The sequence below is a fragment of the Paracoccaceae bacterium genome, from assembly GCA_033344815.1.
In the GTDB taxonomy this organism is placed as follows: domain Bacteria; phylum Pseudomonadota; class Alphaproteobacteria; order Rhodobacterales; family Rhodobacteraceae; genus Roseobacter.
The window spans coordinates 497,656-514,849 of sequence record JAWPMR010000001.1 but is presented as its reverse complement, the minus strand read 5'-3'; the positions used below and the strand labels follow the sequence as shown (position 1 = coordinate 514,849).

Sequence of the window (17,194 nt, the reverse complement as noted above, 5' to 3'; positions counted from 1 at the left end):
GGCCTGTGCGAGATCTGCGGAGACATTATGCAAACGAATACCCTGACTGCCCCTGATGCGCAGGCGGCGCTTGCGCCGTTCGCACCATTTTTGAACTCGCAAAACGAGGTGCTGCGCTCTGCCGCCATTTGTGCGCTTCCGACCGTCCTTTCACAGGACATCGAAGGCGTGCGCGACGCCTTGTTAACCGCCCGGCTGGATCCTGACCCGGATGTGCGCAGCGATGCCATGGAGGCATTGGTCCCTCTGGTACGTGGTGGTGACACCGCAGACATTTTGCATTCTCTGAAAGATGATCCGGTGCGCGAAGTCAAATTGGCCGCGATCAGCGCTTTGTCGCATCTGTGTGCCCCGGAGGCCATTCCGCTGTTGCGATCCCTGGTACGGTCGCGATCCGAAGATCAGGTCGCCTGGGAAGATGAAGGCAGCGACTGGGAAGAATGGCTGGACATTCAAACGGCTGCGATCCGGGCTTTGGGGGAGATTGGCGCAGAAGAAGCCATTGATGACATGACAGCGGCTTTGATGGATGAGTTTGGCCAGTCGCTTGACGTGCCTGTCTTTCACGCGCTTTCGCAAATGGGCGCGGTGGGGGTTGCGACCCTGATAGAAGTGTTCAATCTCACCACGGGGGCGTCACGGCGCCGCGCCGCGGCGGCATTGGCCCGCGCGGCCCCCGAGGATTTCATGTTACGGCTCGATGAGATTCTCGCAGCCCCCGAGGCCGAATTACGATTGCTGGCGATCAAGGCGATGGCGGCAGATGATCCAGGTCTTCAATCACTTGCGCAAAGCGATGCAAGCGCGTTGGTGCGCGCGGCTGCTCTGCGACGCGCATCATCCGCCTTTCTAGGTCTGGCCCAAACCTGTCTTGGCGATCCCAGTGATACCGTCAAGGCGGCAGCATTGGAATGTCTGAGTTTTCCCCTTGAACCGGAATTCCATGAGGCATTGGTCGATAACATGTTGTCCTGGCTGCCACGCTGTACGCCTGAGCTGGCCATGGGGGTAATCGACAGGTTGGTGCATTTGGCCCCCGATCGCGCAGTGGGCCCTCTGGTTCAGATTCTGGAAACTGGGCAAAGCGATCTTGAGGTGCGGGTGGCGGCATCAAAAGCCCTGGCGGCACCCGAACTGAGTGTATCGACGGATTTGCTTGCCGAGCTGTTGGAAAACCCGGCGCGTCAGGTCCGCGCCACGCTTTTGACCACTCTGTTGGTGCGCAGTGACAGCGATGAAGCTGCGCTCGACCTCGCGGCGGCCTTTATTGCCGGCGCGGTGGCGATGCCGAAAAGAGACCCTGACGAAAGTGGTCTGCAAAGCGGTCCGGACGCCGGTACGCCAAAAGAGGGCGCGGGTCCGCGCAAGATATGGATCACGCCCGAGGGCGACATCATGGAGCGCGACGAAACGCCAGCGCTTGAGGGGCAAAGCACTCTGGACTCCATTTTGTCGGATGGAAACGTGATCGCGCCGCAGTCACAAGCCGGTGAAACACCCGAAGAGTCTGGCGCAAAACGCGCCAGACGCCGAGCCGTGGAAGGATCCGATGATCTGGCCCTGTCTTTGGCAATTGATGCCATGCGGGTCTTTAGAGCTTGTGATGCGCCATCCCTGACAGAGGCCATGATATCACGGATTGAAGATCCGGATGACACGGTGCGCCGCAGGGCGTGGGAAGCGCTCTCGGGGCGGGACCTGACGCCCGAGATTACCGACAAGGCGCGCGCCGCATTTGCAGGAGATGACCCGCTGATCCGAATGTCTGCCTTACGGGTCCTCACGCGGTGCCCGGACAGCGACATCCTTGAGCCGGCATTAAAAGACGAAGATGCCCTGATCCGCGCCGAAGCTGCTCTGAGCCTGCCGCCGGCCAAAGCGGTGGATTACATCAAAGACAACGCGGTTTCGGTGCGCCAGAATGTGGCACAGAGGATCCTGAACTGCGGCAAGGCTGATCTGGTCGAAGCGGCCGTTGTGCAGGTGATCATGGCCGAGCGTTCAGATACGCTGGCGGTCTTGGCAAGGCAATCCCGTTCTGCTCTGCAAAAGGCGCTTTCAATGCTCGCGGAATGCGGCGCAAACCATCGGCGCGCCCTTGTCATTTTGCGAGCTCTGGCGTCGTCACAAGATTTATCCTAATCTGCGTCCTAATATGAGAATTGCTTATACAATGGCGCCTGGAAAGGGCGATACCGATCTGTTGCTCTTCGGGTTTGCGCGCCGTGTTTTGGCGCAAGGCCTGCGAGTGTGCGGGGCGGTGCAGGAGAATTCGGAAACCTGCGGCAGCGGTCTGTGCGACATGGACGTCAAAATCATGCCAGGCGGACCGATCATACGGATTTCTCAAAATCTGGGCCCTGCCGCAAAGGGATGCCGATTGGATCCCGACGCGCTGGAAAACGCAGTGGGGCTTGTGAGTACAGAGTTGCAAAAAGGCGCTGACCTGCTCATCGTCAACAAGTTCGGCAAGCACGAGGCAGGCGGGCGAGGGTTTCGTCCGGTGATTGCGGAAGCCCTCAGTCTGGATGTTCCGGTTCTGGTTGGATTGAACGCCTTGAACCTCTCTGCATTCGACGAATTCACCGGCGATTTGGCGCAGCCGCTGGATGCAACAGAAACAGCCTTGATGGAATGGTTTGACCAGCAAGGCCGCGCGGTGACTGCCACCGCTTAGTACTGTCGGACCCGAGCGCGAGGAATTTCCACGCCACCGTTGCTTTTGCGTTGACGCAGTTCAAACATTCCTCCATGCGACAGGCATTGAACAAATGCCCTAACGGCCTCACTGACATTGGAGACTGAGTGCGTCCGGACATCGCCACCGACACCCGCGCCAATGCGGTCGGCAGCATGTGGATGGTTTTTGCCATGGCAGCCTTTGCCGTTGAGGACGTTTTCATCAAGGCTGCATCGCAGAACCTTCCGGTTGGTCAGATCCTGGTAATATTCGGACTGGGGGGCAGCGTCCTTTTTGCCGGCATGTCCCTGCTGAACAAAGACCCTTTGTTCACGAAAGATGTGATATCACGCCCGATGCGCTTGCGGGTTTTCTTTGAGATCATCGGGCGATTGTTTTTTGTACTCGCCATCACTTTAACACCCCTGTCATCGGCCACTGTGATTTTGCAGGCGACGCCTCTGGTCGTGGTCGCGGGAGCCGCGTGGTTTTTTGGCGAAAATGTCGGACCGCGCAGATGGTGTGCCATTCTGATCGGAATGGCCGGCGTCCTGGTGATCATCCGTCCCGGATCGGACAGTTTTTCAATGCTCTCGGTCTTGGCGGTCATTGGCATGTTGGGTTTTGCTGGTCGCGATCTTGCCAGTCGCGCTGCACCCGCGTCCTTGAGCGCTGCCATTTTGGGGCTTTATGGATTTTTGTCGGTCACCATTGCAGGTGGATTGTATTCCCTTTGGGCGCAGACGTCATTTGTGCACCCAAATGGGCTCGACGCATTCATTCTCTTGGGGGCAACCGGCGCGGGTGTGGTGGCATATACCAGTCTGATGAAAGCAATGCGCAGTGGTGACGTGTCCGCAGTGACTCCCTTTCGCTATACACGATTGCTGTTTGGGATAGGTTTTGGAGTTGTTCTCTTTGGAGAGCAGGTGGAGATGACGGTTTTTGCAGGCTGCGGTTTGATTGTCGTGTCGGGATTGTTCATCCTGTGGCGTGGCAAAAACGCCAGTGCTCGGCACAATACCGACATCTGAGAAGATGACCTCGTGACTCGACGCGCTAGCGCTTGACATTACACGGCGTTCCGACACAGTTGAGGCTCGTTGGTGCTTGGCTTTGCCCAAGTGAAAAGGGAATGTGTGTTCAAAGCAATTTGATAAACCACAGCCGCCCCCGCGACCGTGAACGGAAAGGTCTGTCATTGCCACTGGATAGCTATCCGGGAAGGCCGAACAGACCGAAGGCAGCGAAGCTGTTGAAATCCGTGAGCCGGGAGACCTGCCAGCGGAACGTGAAGGAACCGGGCGGGGTGCTCCGGTGTCGGGACATGCCCTGAACGATCAGGCTCTTCTCGCCATCAGACCCACGTCCCATATCAGATGGGACAGGATATTATGACGACAGAGGCGACCGCGTTTGACGGTCAGACAACGGAATTACTGGTCTGCGTGAAATGCAGGCGTGGCATGGAAATTCCTGAAGACGAACGCCGCCCCGGCCAGCGTTTGTTTGATACTCTGGCCGGACAAGAAATGCCCGCCGGTGTGCGGATTAAAGCGGTGGAATGCCTGCAAAACTGCAATCACGGGTGCACGATTGCCCTGCGCGGTGGGGACCGTTGGACCTATATTTACGGAAACATCGACGAAGTGTCGCATCCTGACATTCTGCTGGACGGCGCTGCACGCTACAACGCCACAACGGATGGGTTAATTCCTTGGCGTGAACGACCTGAACATTTCAAACGCAACTGTATCGCGCGCATACCGCCGCTGGAGATTCAAAATGACTGATCTTGCAAAACTCCCTGTAACCGTCGTCACCGGTTTTCTCGGCTCTGGTAAGACCACGCTGATCCGCCAGTTGATGCAGAACCCGGGCGGCAAACGTCTGGCGATTGTTGTCAATGAATTTGGCGATGTGGGCGTGGATGGCGATATCCTCAAAAGCTGCGCAATCCCGGATTGCCCGGCGGAAAACATTATGGAACTGGCCAATGGATGTATCTGTTGCACGGTGGCGGATGATTTCATTCCAACCATTGAGGCGCTGATGGCGTTGGAACCGCGCCCGGATCATATATTGATCGAAACCTCTGGCCTTGCTTTGCCCAAACCGTTGTTGAAGGCGTTTGACTGGCCCGATATCCGTTCAAAAATCACCGTGGATGGTGTGATCGCATTGGCGGACGCCGAGGCCGTGGCGGCAGGGCGTTTTGCGCCGAATGTGGCCGCCGTGGATGCCCAGCGTGAAGCGGATGAAAGCATTGATCACGAAACGCCTTTGTCTGAGGTGTTCGAGGATCAGATTTCCTGTGCGGACATTATATTGCTGACCAAACCCGATCTGGCGGGTCCTGAGGGCATCGCAAAAGCCAAGGCTGTCATCGCCGCCGAAGTACCCCGCCCATTGCCGGTGGTCGAAGTGGCCGAGGGCGTTGTGGATCCGCGTATTATTCTGGGGTTGGAGGCCGCAGCAGAAGACGACATGGATGCACGCCCCAGCCATCACGACGGCCCGCATGACCACGATCATGAAGACTTTGAGAGCATTGTGGTCGATATTCCAGAGCTATCCGACCCAGAAGATTTGGTGCGCGCCGTGCAGGAATTGGCCAATGCGCATAATACCCTTCGGGTGAAAGGCTATGCGGCGGTTGCGGGTAAGCCGATGCGTTTGTTGGTACAGGCGGTGGGGGCGCGCGTGCGGCACCAATATGACCGACCATGGCAGCCCGGCGAGGCGCGTCAGGGGCGTTTGGTGGTGATCGCAGAACATGACGACATCAAGACCGAGACAATCAAATCGGTGCTGGGTGTGAAAGCCATCGAGCCCGCAGAGTAGCGCACAATGCACGTCGTATTCCGCGAAAGTCATGGGTTGGAAGAAACCGAGACGCCAATGGATCTGGGTCAGACGACTGCGGATCTGGTGGTGTTGTCGTTTTCGGACAGCGACCTTGGGGCTTTCGCGGAAGGCTGGCGACGCGGGGGCGGAGCGGTGGCCAAAATGCCCACCTTACGGCTGGCCAATCTGGTGGCCCTCAAACATCCCTTGTCGGTGGATACCTATGTCGAGCAGACGCTTGAGGGGGCCAAAGGCATCCTGATCCGCTTGATCGGTGGCGTGCCTTATTGGGCCTATGGTTTGCAACAGGTTTGCACATTGGCAAAGCGCAAGGGAATAGCATTGGCAGTATTGCCAGCGGACGGTCGGGTTGACGCGCGCCTTGATGAATTTTCCACGCTCCCTGTGTCCACTTTGCGCCGGTTGGCGCATTTATGTGATACGGGCGGCGCGATTGCAGCGCAGGCAGCACTGGCGCAATTGTCGCTGGCCGCAGGCCTCTATGCGGGGCCGGTCAGTGGATCGAAGGTTTTGCCCTCCGTTGGAGCTTGGACGCCAGAGCACGGCGTGACCTGTCCCGTTCTGGCGCAGACCAACGTGTCGACGCCACTCATCGCCATTACATTCTATCGCTCGTATCTGGTGGCGGCGGATTTGGCACCGATTGCGGCGCTTTTCGAGGCATTCAGATCTCGTGGGTACCAAGTAATCGGGCTTTTTGCGCCCTCATTGAAGGCCCCACAAGCGGCCACTTGGCTCCGACGTCAAATCGCACATCTAAAGCCCGCAGCTATTGTGAATGCAACGGCCTTTAGTGGAAAAGGCGCGGATGGGTCATCGCCGCTGGATGCAAGTAATGTTCCAGTGTTTCAAGTGGCTCTTGCCACCTCGACGCGCAAAGCCTGGGCGGGTGCCGAACGCGGGCTGTCTCCCTCTGATCTGGCAATGCATGTTGTCTTGCCCGAAGTGGATGGTCGGATCATGGGCGGTGTGGTCTCGTTCAAAGAGCCGGGATTGCGAGACCCGGACCTTGAGTATTCCCGCTTTGGGCACCGACCGGAAACCGCGCGTGTTGCCGCCACGGCAGACCGGGTGCATGGTTGGCTTACACTGGCAGAAACACCTGCGCGCGACCGCCACATCGCGCTGGTTTTGTCTACCTATCCGGGCAAAGACTGGAACATGGGCCACGCGGTGGGTTTGGATGCACCGGCCTCTGCGCAGGCGATCTTGCAGGACCTGACTGAGGCGGGATATGACACCACGGTGCCAGGGTCAGATCTGCCTCAGAGGTTACTTGCGCGGTCTCAGGCATGGGCGCTTTCGGACTATCAAAAGGCACTGGAAAACCTACCCAGCGCATTGCAGCAGGATTTGCATGACGCCTGGGGTCCACCCGAAAACGACCCCGATATAGAAGATAGCGCGTTCCATTTTTCCGCAATCCAATGCGGCAAGGTCATGGTTGCGTTGCAACCTGAACGCGGCACGCCAAAGAACCGGGGTGATGAGTATCACGATCTATCGCGCACGCCGCGCCACGCCTATGTGGCGTTCTACCTCTGGCTCCAATCGCAGATGGATGCGCTGGTGCACATTGGCGCGCATGGCACCTTGGAATGGCTGCCTGGTAAATCCGTGGCTCTCTCTGAAACCTGTTGGCCCGAGGTGCTTACCGGGGCCTTGCCGGTCATCTATCCATTCATCGTCAATGATCCGGGCGAAGCGGCGCAAGCCAAACGTCGTATTGGTGCGGTCACTTTGGGACATATCCCGCCGCCAATGCGGGACAGTGGGACGCCCGAAAAATTGGTACGACTGGAAGCCCTGCTGGATGAATTCTCGAATGCTGACGGTCTGGACCCCAGGCGGCGGGACCGCTTGCAGGAAGATATCCGTCTGGAGGCGCAAGCCTTGGGGGTGGAGGATGATCTTGGATTGGCGCGCGCGGCTTGTAGTGCCGAGGCGATTACACGCATCGACCGATTTGTCTGTGACATCAAAGAAAGCCAGTTTGGCGAAGGGCTTCACATCTGGGGGCGTGCAACGCAAAATCAGAGCGGTTTTGAAACGGCATCCTCCAGCACGGCAGAACAACGCGCGCTTCTGGACGCTTTGGAGGGACGCCGTATTGCGCCCGGTCCCTCCGGGTCACCCTATCGCGGACGCAGGGATGTACTGCCAACCGGACGTAACCTTTACACCACGGATCCAAGGTCCGTCCCCACACGGGCGGCCTATGCTCAAGGCGTCAAGCTGGCTGAGGAATTGGTCCGTCGGCAGCTACAGGACGCAGGTGATTGGCCGCGAGGTCTCATCGTTGATCTCTGGGGCTCTGCAACCATGCGCACTGCCGGTGAGGACTTCGCCATGGCGTTGCATCTGCTGGGCGTGCGGCCCATCTGGGATGCGGGATCTGAACGGGTATCGGGCATCGAGGTTTTGCCGATCACGGATCTGGATCGCCCTCGGATTGACGTGACCTTGCGGGTGTCAGGACTGTTTCGCGATGTGTTTCCAACGCTTTCGGCCCTTTTTGCCCAAGCCGTGCGGGCCTTGGCTGCGCGTGATGAGGCGCCTGATTGGAACCCTTATGTTGAGGGTTCTGATCTTGCGCGGGTCTATGGTCCGGCACCGGGGAGTTTCGGCGTTGGCATGAGCGATGCTGCGCAAACTTTCACAGCAGAGGGGCGCAAAGCGGCTGGAGAAGCTTGGCTGAAGGCCAGCGCCTGGGCCTTGGACGGTGAAAAAGTCGAAAAACACGATCAAGGCATTCGGGACCGCGTCGCACAGGCAGACACATTTGTACATGCGCAGGACTTGCCGGAAACGGATCTGTTATTGGCCGCGGACTATGCCGCCCATGAGGCCGGTTTCGCCGCTGCGCAAGCGGTCACGGGCGGGCAATCGTCACTTTATCATCTGGACAACACCAATCCTGATCGCCCGCGTGCCCGCGCACTGCCCGAAGAAATCGCCCGTGTGGTGCAGGCCCGCGCAGCGAACCCAGCATGGATCAAAGGCATGCGGGCGCATGGGTTTCGAGGTGCTGCTGAGATTGCCGCGACCTTGGATCATATGGCGGCTTTTGCGCATTTGGCGGGGGCTGTGTCGCCGCATCTGTTCGATCTTTATCACGATGCGACCTTGGGTCATGAGGACACCGATCATTTTTTGCAGGATGCCAATCCCGAAGCGCGCGAAGCCATGGTGCAAAGGTTTGGCGAACTGCATGCCGCGGGCCTGTGGCAAACCCGCCGAAATTCCATCCTTGCGGGTCTTGAGGCGGCACAGTGAACAACACCTCCGCTGTCAAGGGGTGGTGCCCGGGGGCGTATCGGCCCATGATGTCGGGCGACGGGCTGATCGTGCGCGTGCGGCCATTTTTCGCCCGGCTGGACAGCGCACAGGTGTTTGGACTATGCGCGTTGTCACAGGAATTTGGCAACGGGTTTCTGGACCTTACCAACCGAGCCAACATACAGATTCGCGGTGTGCAGCAAGCGCGTCTGGATAACCTGCTATCCGCTTTGGCCGATTTGAACTTGTTGGATGATCAAGCGGAGACCGAAAGCCGCCGCAACATTGTGATCACGCCTTTCTGGGCGATGGGAGATGACACCGTTTCGCTGTGTCGCGACTTGATGAACACACTGTCGCAACTACCTGAATTGCCAGCGAAGTTTGGATTTTCGATTGAGGCATGTGAAGCGCCTTTGTTGACGCAGACCTCTGGCGATATTCGTATTGAACGCGGTTGCGATGGCTTGATTGTCCGCGCGCAAGGTGCGGCGCGCGGGCGGGCGGTCACGCGGGACACAGCCGTGAGTGCCGTACATGACATGGCGCAGTGGTTTGCCGCGCATCGAACGCCAGAACAACGCAGAATGGCGGATGTCGTGGCAGCGCGCGATTTGCCGGCGGACTGGACAGCGATTGCGCCGCTTGAACCAGCAAATCCTCTGGTGCCGGGGCCTTGCCAACAGGGCTTTTTGCTTGGTGCCGCTTTTGGGCAGTTGGACTCTGCCGAGCTTGCCAATCTGATGCAGCAGACAGGGGCGCCTGCGCTGCGTATTACGCCCTGGCGGTTGTTTCTCCTCGAAGGTGTTGCGTCGCTGGACACGACGACCTTTGTTACGAAACCGGATGATCCGTTGCTGCATGTCGATGCCTGCCCCGGCGCGCCTTTTTGCGCCAGCGCGACCGTTCCAACAAGAGATCTGGCGCGCGACCTTGCAACACGATCAAACGGCAGCCTGCATATTTCCGGATGCGCCAAAGGCTGCGCCCGCAAATCCGAGGCAAACACAACGTTTGTGGGTAATCAGGGACGTTTTGATCTTGTTTCAAACGGACATGCATGGGATGCCCCTGAAAAAACAGGGCTCACGCCTGATGACCTCAAGGCGGAATTGACAGGCCAAAGATGACCTACACCTACCAGACCGACGGCGCAGCCATCTACAAACAGTCTTTTGCGATGATCCGATCCGAGGCTGAACTTGCCGCTTTTGCACCCGACGAAGAGCAGGTCGCGGTGCGCATGATCCATGCGGCTGGTATGGTGGGTCTGGAAAAACACATCCGGTTTTCACCTGGTTTTGCGACCACTGCGCGCGCAGCCCTTGAGGCGGGCGCACCGATCCTATGTGACGCGCGCATGGTCAGCGAAGGGGTGACGCGCACGCGCTTGCCTGTTGAAAACGAAGTCATCTGCACATTGCATGACGCGCAGGTCCGCCCCTTGGCGGCTGAAATGCAAAACACCCGGTCCGCAGCGGCGTTGGAGCTTTGGCGCCCCCATCTGGCGGGCGCGCTGGTCGCGATTGGCAATGCACCGACAGCCTTGTTTCATTTGCTGAACATGTTGCAAGACCCCGACTGCCCGCGACCGGCGGCAATCATCGGATGTCCGGTTGGTTTTGTCGGCGCAGTCGAGAGCAAAGACGCGCTTTGGGCGGATCAGCCCGTGCCTTGCTGCATCGTGCAGGGGCGCTTGGGCGGCAGCGCCATCACTGTCGCGGCAATCAACGCAATTGCGAGCCGCGCAGAATGAGCACAGGCACACTTTACGGCGTGGGCCTTGGGCCCGGCGATCCCGATCTGATGAGCGTGCGGGCCGATAGGTTGCTGCGCTCGGCGCGCCATGTCGCGTTTTTTCGCAAAGCGGGTCGATCAGGCCAGGCACGACGCATTGTTGAAGGCATGCTGCATGATGAGGCCGTCGAGTTTCCAATGGAATACCCGGTTACCACCGAAATTCCGGTCAGTGACCCGGGGTACAACGCGGCGCTATCCGCCTTTTACACCGATTGCGTGGATCATCTGCGCGCCCTGATCCAAAACGGTAAGGATGTGGTGGTCTTGTGTGAGGGAGATCCGTTCTTTTTCGGATCTTTCATGCATATTTACATGCGCTTGAAAGATGTGGTGCCGGTTGAGGTCGTACCTGCCATAACGGGTATGTCCGGTGCCTGGACCGCCACGGGCCAACCCGTGACCTGGGGGGATGATATTCTGACGGTCATGATGGGAACATTGCCCGAAGACACGCTGGTGGACCAAATGACCCAAAGCGATGCCATTGTCGTGATGAAAATCGGGCGCCACATTGAAAAAGTCAAATCAGCCCTGAAGCAAGCGGGCAAATTTGACACCGCTTGGTTGATCGAATTCGCCAGTATGCCAAACCAGACTGTGCAAAAGCTGGCCGAGGCGGGCGACAAAATCACCCCTTATTTTTCGATCATAGTCGTACACGGGCAGGGGCGCCGGCCATGAGCGGCTGGTTGGTGATCGCGGGCCTTGGTCCGGGTGCCGAAAACCTGATCACGCCAGAGGTGCGCCATGCTTTAGACACGGCAACGGATGTTGTCGGTTACATTCCTTATGTGGCGCGTGTGGCTCCGAGAGACGGGCTGACATTGCATGCCACGGACAATCGCGTGGAAATGGATCGCTCAAAACATGCGCTGGAATTGGCCGCACGGGGCGCGCGCGTCGTGGTTGTGTCCTCTGGTGATCCCGGCGTCTTTGCCATGGCGGCCGCGGTCTATGAAGCCGTTGAGGCCGGGCCTGCCGCCTGGCGCAATCTCGATATTCGCGTGGCCCCCGGCATCACCGCGATGCTGGCAGCGGCTGCCGCAGCAGGGGCGCCGCTGGGGCATGATTTTTGTGCCATAAACCTCAGCGATAATCTGAAACCGTGGTCCATGATCGAAAAGCGATTGCGCCTCGCAGCTGAGGCGGATTTTGCCATGGCGTTTTACAACCCGCGCTCCAAATCGCGCCCCGAGGGGTTTGTCAGAACCCTCGATATTCTCAAAGAGGCCTGCGCGGATGCGCGCCCGGTGATTTTCGCGCGCGCTGTCTCCACACCAGAGCAGAATATTCGGATCGTGCCGTTGCCAGAGGCGCGCCCGGAGATGGCCGATATGCGCACCATGGTGATTGTTGGATCCTCTACGACCCGGATGATCGTCCGTAACGGCGCGCCGATTGTCTATACGCCAAGATCGGTGGAGGCATGAGCAATCCAATCCAAAACGGCCTCGGCGCTATGCAATTCCTGGCGTTGCGGCAATTGGGGGCGGTCGATCATGATCACGGGCAAATCCAACTGACGCGCCGCAAGGAGTTTGGCATAAGCCCCTGTACCGCCCGAGTTTTTGGAAACAACCAGCGAAATGTTGTGCGCGCGCATCAGATCAAGATCGCCTTGCAGGCTGAACGGGCCTCGATCCACCACAATGCGGTGGTCGGGAAACGGCGGTGTGATTTCAGGTGGATCCACAAGGCGCAACAGATAGAAATGCTGCGGATGCGGGGCGAAATCCATCAGATGCATGCGTCCTATGGCCAACATGACATGTTCTTTGGGTCTGTCGAGCGCATCAACGGCGGCATCCATGTCTGGCACGCAGGCCCAGCGATCCCCGGAGTCAGCCACCCAAGGCGAGCGGGTCAGCGCGACCAGCGGTATGTCCGCGCGCGCGCAAGCGGTCATGGCATTTCGGCTCATCTGCGCGGCAAAAGGGTGTGTGGCATCGACCACATGCGTGATGTTTTGAGCCGTCAGATACCCCGTGAGACCGTTAACGCCGCCAAATCCTCCGACGCGTTGGGGCAGGGGTTGGCGCACCGGGCGCGCGACACGTCCGGCAAAAGAGATCGTGGCTTGCAAGCCACGTTCAGCCAATACGCGACACAGCGCTGTGGCTTCGGTAGTACCACCAAGAACGAGCAGGTTTGGCGTCATGTCTGAGACCCCTTGGTTAACAATAATCGGCTTGGGCGAAGATGGCCTCAAAGGGCTGGCATCCGCAAGCCGTAGTGCGCTCGCGGCGGCCGAAATAGTTATGGGGCCCGCGCGCCACCTTGCGCTGTTGGGGGATTTGAATGCTGAAGTGATCACATGGCCGGTGCCATTCTCGGAAGGCATTGAGCGTTTGATCGCCTTGCGGGGGCGGCGGGTCGTCGTTTTGGCGTCGGGCGATCCGTTTTGGTATGGGGCGGGGGCAACGCTGGCGCCTCATATAGAGCCGCAGGAGTGGCAAAGTTACCCGGCACCTTCAACGTTTTCGCTGGTGGCCAACCGTCTGGGGTGGTCGTTGGAGAAATCACATTGTGTCGGATTGCACGCAGCACCTCTAAGCCGGTTGCGACCCGATCTGGCGCAGGGCGTACAGGTGATTGTGCTGCTGCGGGATGGTGTGGCAGTGGGCGACCTTGCAACCTATCTGACGTCAGAGGGGTTCCCGGATAGTGCGTTGCATGTTTTTGAAGCCATTGGCGGACCGCGAGAGCGTGTGAGCACCGGGCGGGCCAGTGCTTTGCCTGACTTGGAGTATCAACACCCCGTTTGTGTCGCCTGCGAAATCTCAGGCAGCGCACGTGTTTTGCCGGTTGCCACTGGACGCGCGGATGATTGGTTTGACAGCGATGGTCAGATCACAAAACGCCCCATTCGCGCCTTGACGTTATCCGCACTCGCGCCCGTGCCGTTCGAACATCTTTGGGACATCGGTGGTGGATCAGGGTCTATTGGGATTGAATGGCTTTTGTCGCACCCAACCTTGCGCGCGACCACAATTGAACCCCGCCGTGAGCGCGCCGAGCGTATCGCTGCAAATGCCGCGCGACTTGGGGTGGATCGTCTGAAGATCATCACCGGTTCCGCGCCAGACGCTTTGATGGGTCTCGAAAAACCCGACGCTGTTTTTATTGGCGGCGGTTTGTCACAACATCTGCTAGACTGGATCTATGACAACCTGGGCGCGGGCACACGCATTGTGGCCAATGCCGTGACGCTTGAGACGGAAGCCTTGCTGGTCGCAACGCAAGTTCAGCAAGGCGGCGATCTGATGCGCGTGGCCCTGTCACATGCCGAGCCACTGGGGTCCCGGCGCGGTTGGAAAGCCAGCTATCCTATTGTGCAATGGAGTGTAACACTATGATCGTTGCGGGATTTGGGTTCAAGAAAGACGCCACCCTTGGCAGCTTGCAAGACGCTTTTGATAGGGCTTGCGTGGCTGCGCGCCCGGATGCGATTGCGACGTCGGATGACAAAGCAACCACAGAAGTGTTTCGCTTGTTTTCTGATGAGATCGACCTGCCGATCAAGGCCGTGCCTGCAGATATGCTCACCCAGCAAAATACGCTCACACAATCGCTGAAATCTCTTGCGGAGCGCGGCGTTGGATCCGTCGCAGAGGCCGCGGCGCTGTCAGCAGCGGGTCCCGGCGCACGTTTAATGACCGAAAGGCATGTTTCAGCGGACAGGCTGGCCACCTGCGCTTTGGCGGTCAGGGAGACATCATGACAGTACATTTTATTGGCGCAGGTCCTGGCGCGCCGGACCTTTTAACGCTGCGCGGTCGTGATCTGATCGCGTCTTGCCCCGTATGCCTTTTTGCCGGGTCTTTGGTGCCTGAGGCCATTCTGACGCATTGCCCGGAAGGTGCCGAAATCGTCAATACGGCCTCCATGGCGCTTGATGACATCATCGAGGCAATCGTCACGGCCCATGCGGCGGGTCAGGATGTGGCGCGGCTGCATTCTGGCGATCTGTCTGTCTGGTCGGCCATGGGCGAGCAAATGCGCAGGCTGCGGGATCTGAACATTCCTGTCTCGGTGACGCCGGGCGTGCCATCTTTTGCTGCAGCGGCCGCATCCCTTGGGGCGGAATTGACGCTTCCCGGGCTGGCCCAGTCTGTTGTATTAACCCGCACATCGGGTCGAGCCTCATCCATGCCAGAGGTCGAAACACTCAGTAATTTCGCAGCAACCGGAGCCACATTGGCGATCCACCTCTCGATCCAGAACATCGACACGGTCGTCGCAGAACTGTTGCCCGCCTATGGCGCTGAATGTCCAGTGGCGGTGGTCTACCGCGCCAGTTGGCCAGATGAACGTATCATCCGCAGCACCCTCAGCGATATTGCACAGGCATTGGATGATGGCATATCGCGCACAGCATTGATCTTGGTCGGTCCCGCATTGGCCGGCGAGGGTTTCGATGAAAGCTGCCTGTATGCTGCGGATTATGATCGTCGATACCGTCCCCAGAGTGCGGAAAGCCCTTGGGCAAGTTGGAACCATAATGATGACTGATATGCCGGGGATCATGATATCCGCGCCCTCTTCGGGGACGGGCAAAACCACTGTAATGTTGGGTCTTTTACGGGCGCTGGCCGATGATGGTCTGCGCGTACAACCCTTCAAATCCGGACCCGACTATATTGATCCCGCGTTTCACCATGCCGCGAGCGGGCGCGCGTCGTTCAATCTGGACAGTTGGGCAATGGGGCCAAATTTGCTGGCGGCCATTTCGGGTCAGGCACAGGGTGCTGAGATCTGTGTCGCCGAAGGGTCCATGGGGCTCTATGACGGGGTAGCCACGCGTGGACAGGCCGGATTTGGCAGCAGTGCTGAGACCGCACAGCGCATGGGGTGGCCTGTGGTTCTGGTGGTTGATGTCAGTGGTCAGGCGCAATCCGCTGCCGCCACAGCGATGGGTTTTCAAGCCTACAATCCGGATGTGCCTTTTGCCGGGGTGATCCTGAACCGCTGTGCCTCGCCGCGCCATGAACGCCTTGCGCGCTTGGGTATGGAAAATGCAGGGCTAACGGTTTTGGGCGTTTTACCGCGTCGTGGAGATCTAAGCCTGCCGGAACGGCATTTGGGTTTGATCCAAGCAGTTGAACACCCGGATCTGGATGCGGCCATTGCAGGTTATGCCACTTTTCTGCGAGAGCATGTGGACATTGACGCCATTCGCGCAGCCGCCCGCGGTCAAATTCCCAAACACGGTGATGCAAAGCTACCCGATCCGCCCGCCCAGCGGATTGCTCTGGCGCAAGACGCGGCCTTTTCCTTTACTTATCCGCATGTGCTGGAAGGGTGGCGCAGGGCAGGTGCAGAAATCCTGCCGTTTTCGCCGCTTTCCAATGAAGCGCCTGATGCAACGGCTGATCTTGTCTGGTTGCCGGGAGGGTATCCCGAACTCAACGCGGGCACTTTAGCTGGTGCAGATAGGTTTTTGATTGGATTGAAAAAGCACGCTGAAACGCGCCCTGTACACGGCGAGTGCGGCGGCTATATGGCCCTTGGCGAAACATTGATCGACAAAGAGGGCGTTGCCCACCAGATGGCCGGATTGCTGGGTCTTGTGACCAGCTATGAAAAGCGCAAGTTTCACCTTGGCTATCGGCGCGCCATTTTGGATGCCGCCCTGCCGGGACACAACCCCGGCGCAGCGCTACGCGGTCATGAGTTTCATTATTCGACCATTCTGGAACAGCCCGATGCACCTTTGGCACAGGTGGCTGATGCAGATGGCAATCCGGTACCCGAGACGGGGTCCTATCGCGGCAATGTCTCCGGGACATTCTTTCATCTGATCACGGCGGAAGAACGCGTGTGACTGGTTTCGTAAGCTTTGTCGGGTCCGGCCCCGGGGACCCCGAATTACTGACGCTCAAGGCCGTGGACCGTTTGAAACGTGCGGATGCGGTGCTGTTTGATGATCTCTCCTCAGGGCCCATCCTGACACATGCAAAACCCGGCGCGGATCTGGTCGGGGTCGGCAAACGCGCCGGACGCCCCTCTCCAAAACAGCGCCACGTCAGCCGTTTGCTGGTTGAATACGCCCAGCTCAATCAACGCGTTGTGCGACTTAAATCGGGTGACAGCGGGCTTTTTGGCCGCCTCGAAGAAGAACTGGTCGCGCTGCAGGACGCGGGGATTCCTTACGAAATCATCCCCGGTGTGCCGTCGGCTTTTGCGGCGGCAGCGGCGGCTGGTATTCCCCTGACGAGACGCCTCACATCGCGCCGGGTGCAATTCGTGACGGGTCATGATGTGACCGGCGCACTTCCCGAAGATCTGAACCTTGAGGCGTTGGCTGACGCATCGGCCTCGACTGTGGTCTTCATGGGTAAGCGGACCTTTCCCAAGCTGGTTGAGGCGCTGATCGCAAAGGGGCTGCCCGGAGATACACCTGCGATTCTCGCGGAAAGTGTCAGCGGGCCCGAACAACAGATCACGCGGACGACAATCAGCAGACTGGCTGAGGATTTGAGCCATCAAATTGGTGAGAAACCTGCTTTGATCCTTTATGGGCCGTTTGCAGGGATTTGAAAGTCGTTTTTTTCTTGTTCGCGCGTC

At 58.6% G+C, this 17,194-nt stretch carries 16 protein-coding genes and 1 riboswitch; of the genes, 15 read left to right on the top strand and 1 reads right to left on the bottom strand.

Annotated features, from left to right (window positions below; translation table 11 throughout):
• Positions 1-27 precede the first annotated feature (27 nt).
• The 10 genes from R8G34_02445 to cobJ all read left to right on the top strand — a co-directional run bounded on the left by R8G34_02445 (position 28) and on the right by cobJ (position 12,057).
• A complete protein-coding gene (locus R8G34_02445) occupies positions 28-2,142 on the top strand; it encodes a HEAT repeat domain-containing protein (GenBank protein MDW3221739.1) in 2,115 nt (704 codons plus the stop codon).
• 31 nt (positions 2,143-2,173) lie between these two features.
• A complete protein-coding gene (locus R8G34_02440; protein ID MDW3221738.1) occupies positions 2,174-2,677 on the top strand; it encodes a DUF2478 domain-containing protein in 504 nt (167 codons plus the stop codon).
• Positions 2,678-2,805: 128 nt separating this feature from the next.
• On the top strand, positions 2,806-3,714 hold the full coding sequence (locus R8G34_02435) for a DMT family transporter (GenBank protein MDW3221737.1): 909 nt from the start codon (positions 2,806-2,808) through the stop codon (positions 3,712-3,714).
• A gap of 53 nt (positions 3,715-3,767) precedes the next feature.
• A riboswitch (cobalamin riboswitch) is annotated at positions 3,768-3,981 on the top strand.
• Between the two features lie 93 nt (positions 3,982-4,074).
• The gene (locus R8G34_02430; protein MDW3221736.1) at positions 4,075-4,473 is read left to right on the top strand and encodes a DUF1636 domain-containing protein; all 399 of its coding nucleotides are present in this window, start codon (positions 4,075-4,077) and stop codon (positions 4,471-4,473) included.
• Positions 4,466-5,524, top strand: coding sequence for a cobalamin biosynthesis protein CobW (cobW, locus tag R8G34_02425; GenBank protein ID MDW3221735.1), 1,059 nt, complete (start codon positions 4,466-4,468; stop codon positions 5,522-5,524). The genes R8G34_02430 and cobW overlap by 8 nt, the downstream gene beginning before the upstream one ends.
• A 6-nt stretch (positions 5,525-5,530) precedes the next feature.
• Positions 5,531-8,824 carry a cobaltochelatase subunit CobN gene (gene cobN / locus R8G34_02420; GenBank protein MDW3221734.1) on the top strand — a complete coding sequence of 1,098 codons (3,294 nt, stop codon included), beginning with the start codon at positions 5,531-5,533 and terminating at the stop codon, positions 8,822-8,824.
• Positions 8,821-9,957, top strand: a complete 1,137-nt coding sequence (locus R8G34_02415) for a cobalamin biosynthesis protein CobG (protein ID MDW3221733.1) — start codon at positions 8,821-8,823, stop codon at positions 9,955-9,957. The genes cobN and R8G34_02415 overlap by 4 nt, the downstream gene beginning before the upstream one ends.
• Positions 9,954-10,583, top strand: a complete 630-nt coding sequence (locus R8G34_02410; GenBank protein ID MDW3221732.1) for a precorrin-8X methylmutase — start codon at positions 9,954-9,956, stop codon at positions 10,581-10,583. The genes R8G34_02415 and R8G34_02410 overlap by 4 nt, the downstream gene beginning before the upstream one ends.
• Complete coding sequence (gene cobI, locus R8G34_02405) at positions 10,580-11,308, top strand: precorrin-2 C(20)-methyltransferase (GenBank protein ID MDW3221731.1); 729 nt, start codon at positions 10,580-10,582, stop codon at positions 11,306-11,308. The genes R8G34_02410 and cobI overlap by 4 nt, the downstream gene beginning before the upstream one ends.
• The gene (gene cobJ / locus R8G34_02400) at positions 11,305-12,057 is read left to right on the top strand and encodes a precorrin-3B C(17)-methyltransferase (GenBank protein ID MDW3221730.1); all 753 of its coding nucleotides are present in this window, start codon (positions 11,305-11,307) and stop codon (positions 12,055-12,057) included. The genes cobI and cobJ overlap by 4 nt, the downstream gene beginning before the upstream one ends.
• On the opposite strand, the gene R8G34_02395 is transcribed toward cobJ, so the two are convergent.
• Entirely contained in the window at positions 12,030-12,785 is a 756-nt protein-coding gene (locus R8G34_02395) for a cobalt-precorrin-6A reductase (protein ID MDW3221729.1), read from the bottom strand. The two genes, cobJ and R8G34_02395, sit on opposite strands and share 28 nt — an antisense overlap.
• On the opposite strand from R8G34_02395, the gene cbiE reads away from it, so the two are divergent.
• The 5 genes from cbiE to cobA are packed head-to-tail and all read left to right on the top strand — an operon-like array spanning position 12,784 to position 17,167.
• A complete protein-coding gene (gene cbiE, locus R8G34_02390; protein ID MDW3221728.1) occupies positions 12,784-13,983 on the top strand; it encodes a precorrin-6y C5,15-methyltransferase (decarboxylating) subunit CbiE in 1,200 nt (399 codons plus the stop codon). The genes R8G34_02395 and cbiE overlap by 2 nt on opposite strands.
• Positions 13,980-14,348 (top strand): cobalamin biosynthesis protein, encoded by a 369-nt coding sequence (locus R8G34_02385; protein MDW3221727.1) that lies wholly within the window; start codon positions 13,980-13,982, stop codon positions 14,346-14,348. Before cbiE ends, R8G34_02385 begins: the two co-directional genes overlap by 4 nt.
• Entirely contained in the window at positions 14,345-15,139 is a 795-nt protein-coding gene (cobM, locus tag R8G34_02380; protein MDW3221726.1) for a precorrin-4 C(11)-methyltransferase, read from the top strand. The genes R8G34_02385 and cobM overlap by 4 nt, the downstream gene beginning before the upstream one ends.
• Positions 15,132-16,451: a cobyrinate a,c-diamide synthase gene (locus R8G34_02375; GenBank protein ID MDW3221725.1), complete on the top strand. Its 1,320-nt coding sequence runs from the start codon at positions 15,132-15,134 to the stop codon at positions 16,449-16,451. The genes cobM and R8G34_02375 overlap by 8 nt, the downstream gene beginning before the upstream one ends.
• Positions 16,448-17,167: a uroporphyrinogen-III C-methyltransferase gene (gene cobA / locus R8G34_02370; protein ID MDW3221724.1), complete on the top strand. Its 720-nt coding sequence runs from the start codon at positions 16,448-16,450 to the stop codon at positions 17,165-17,167. The genes R8G34_02375 and cobA overlap by 4 nt, the downstream gene beginning before the upstream one ends.
• Positions 17,168-17,194 lie beyond the last annotated feature (27 nt).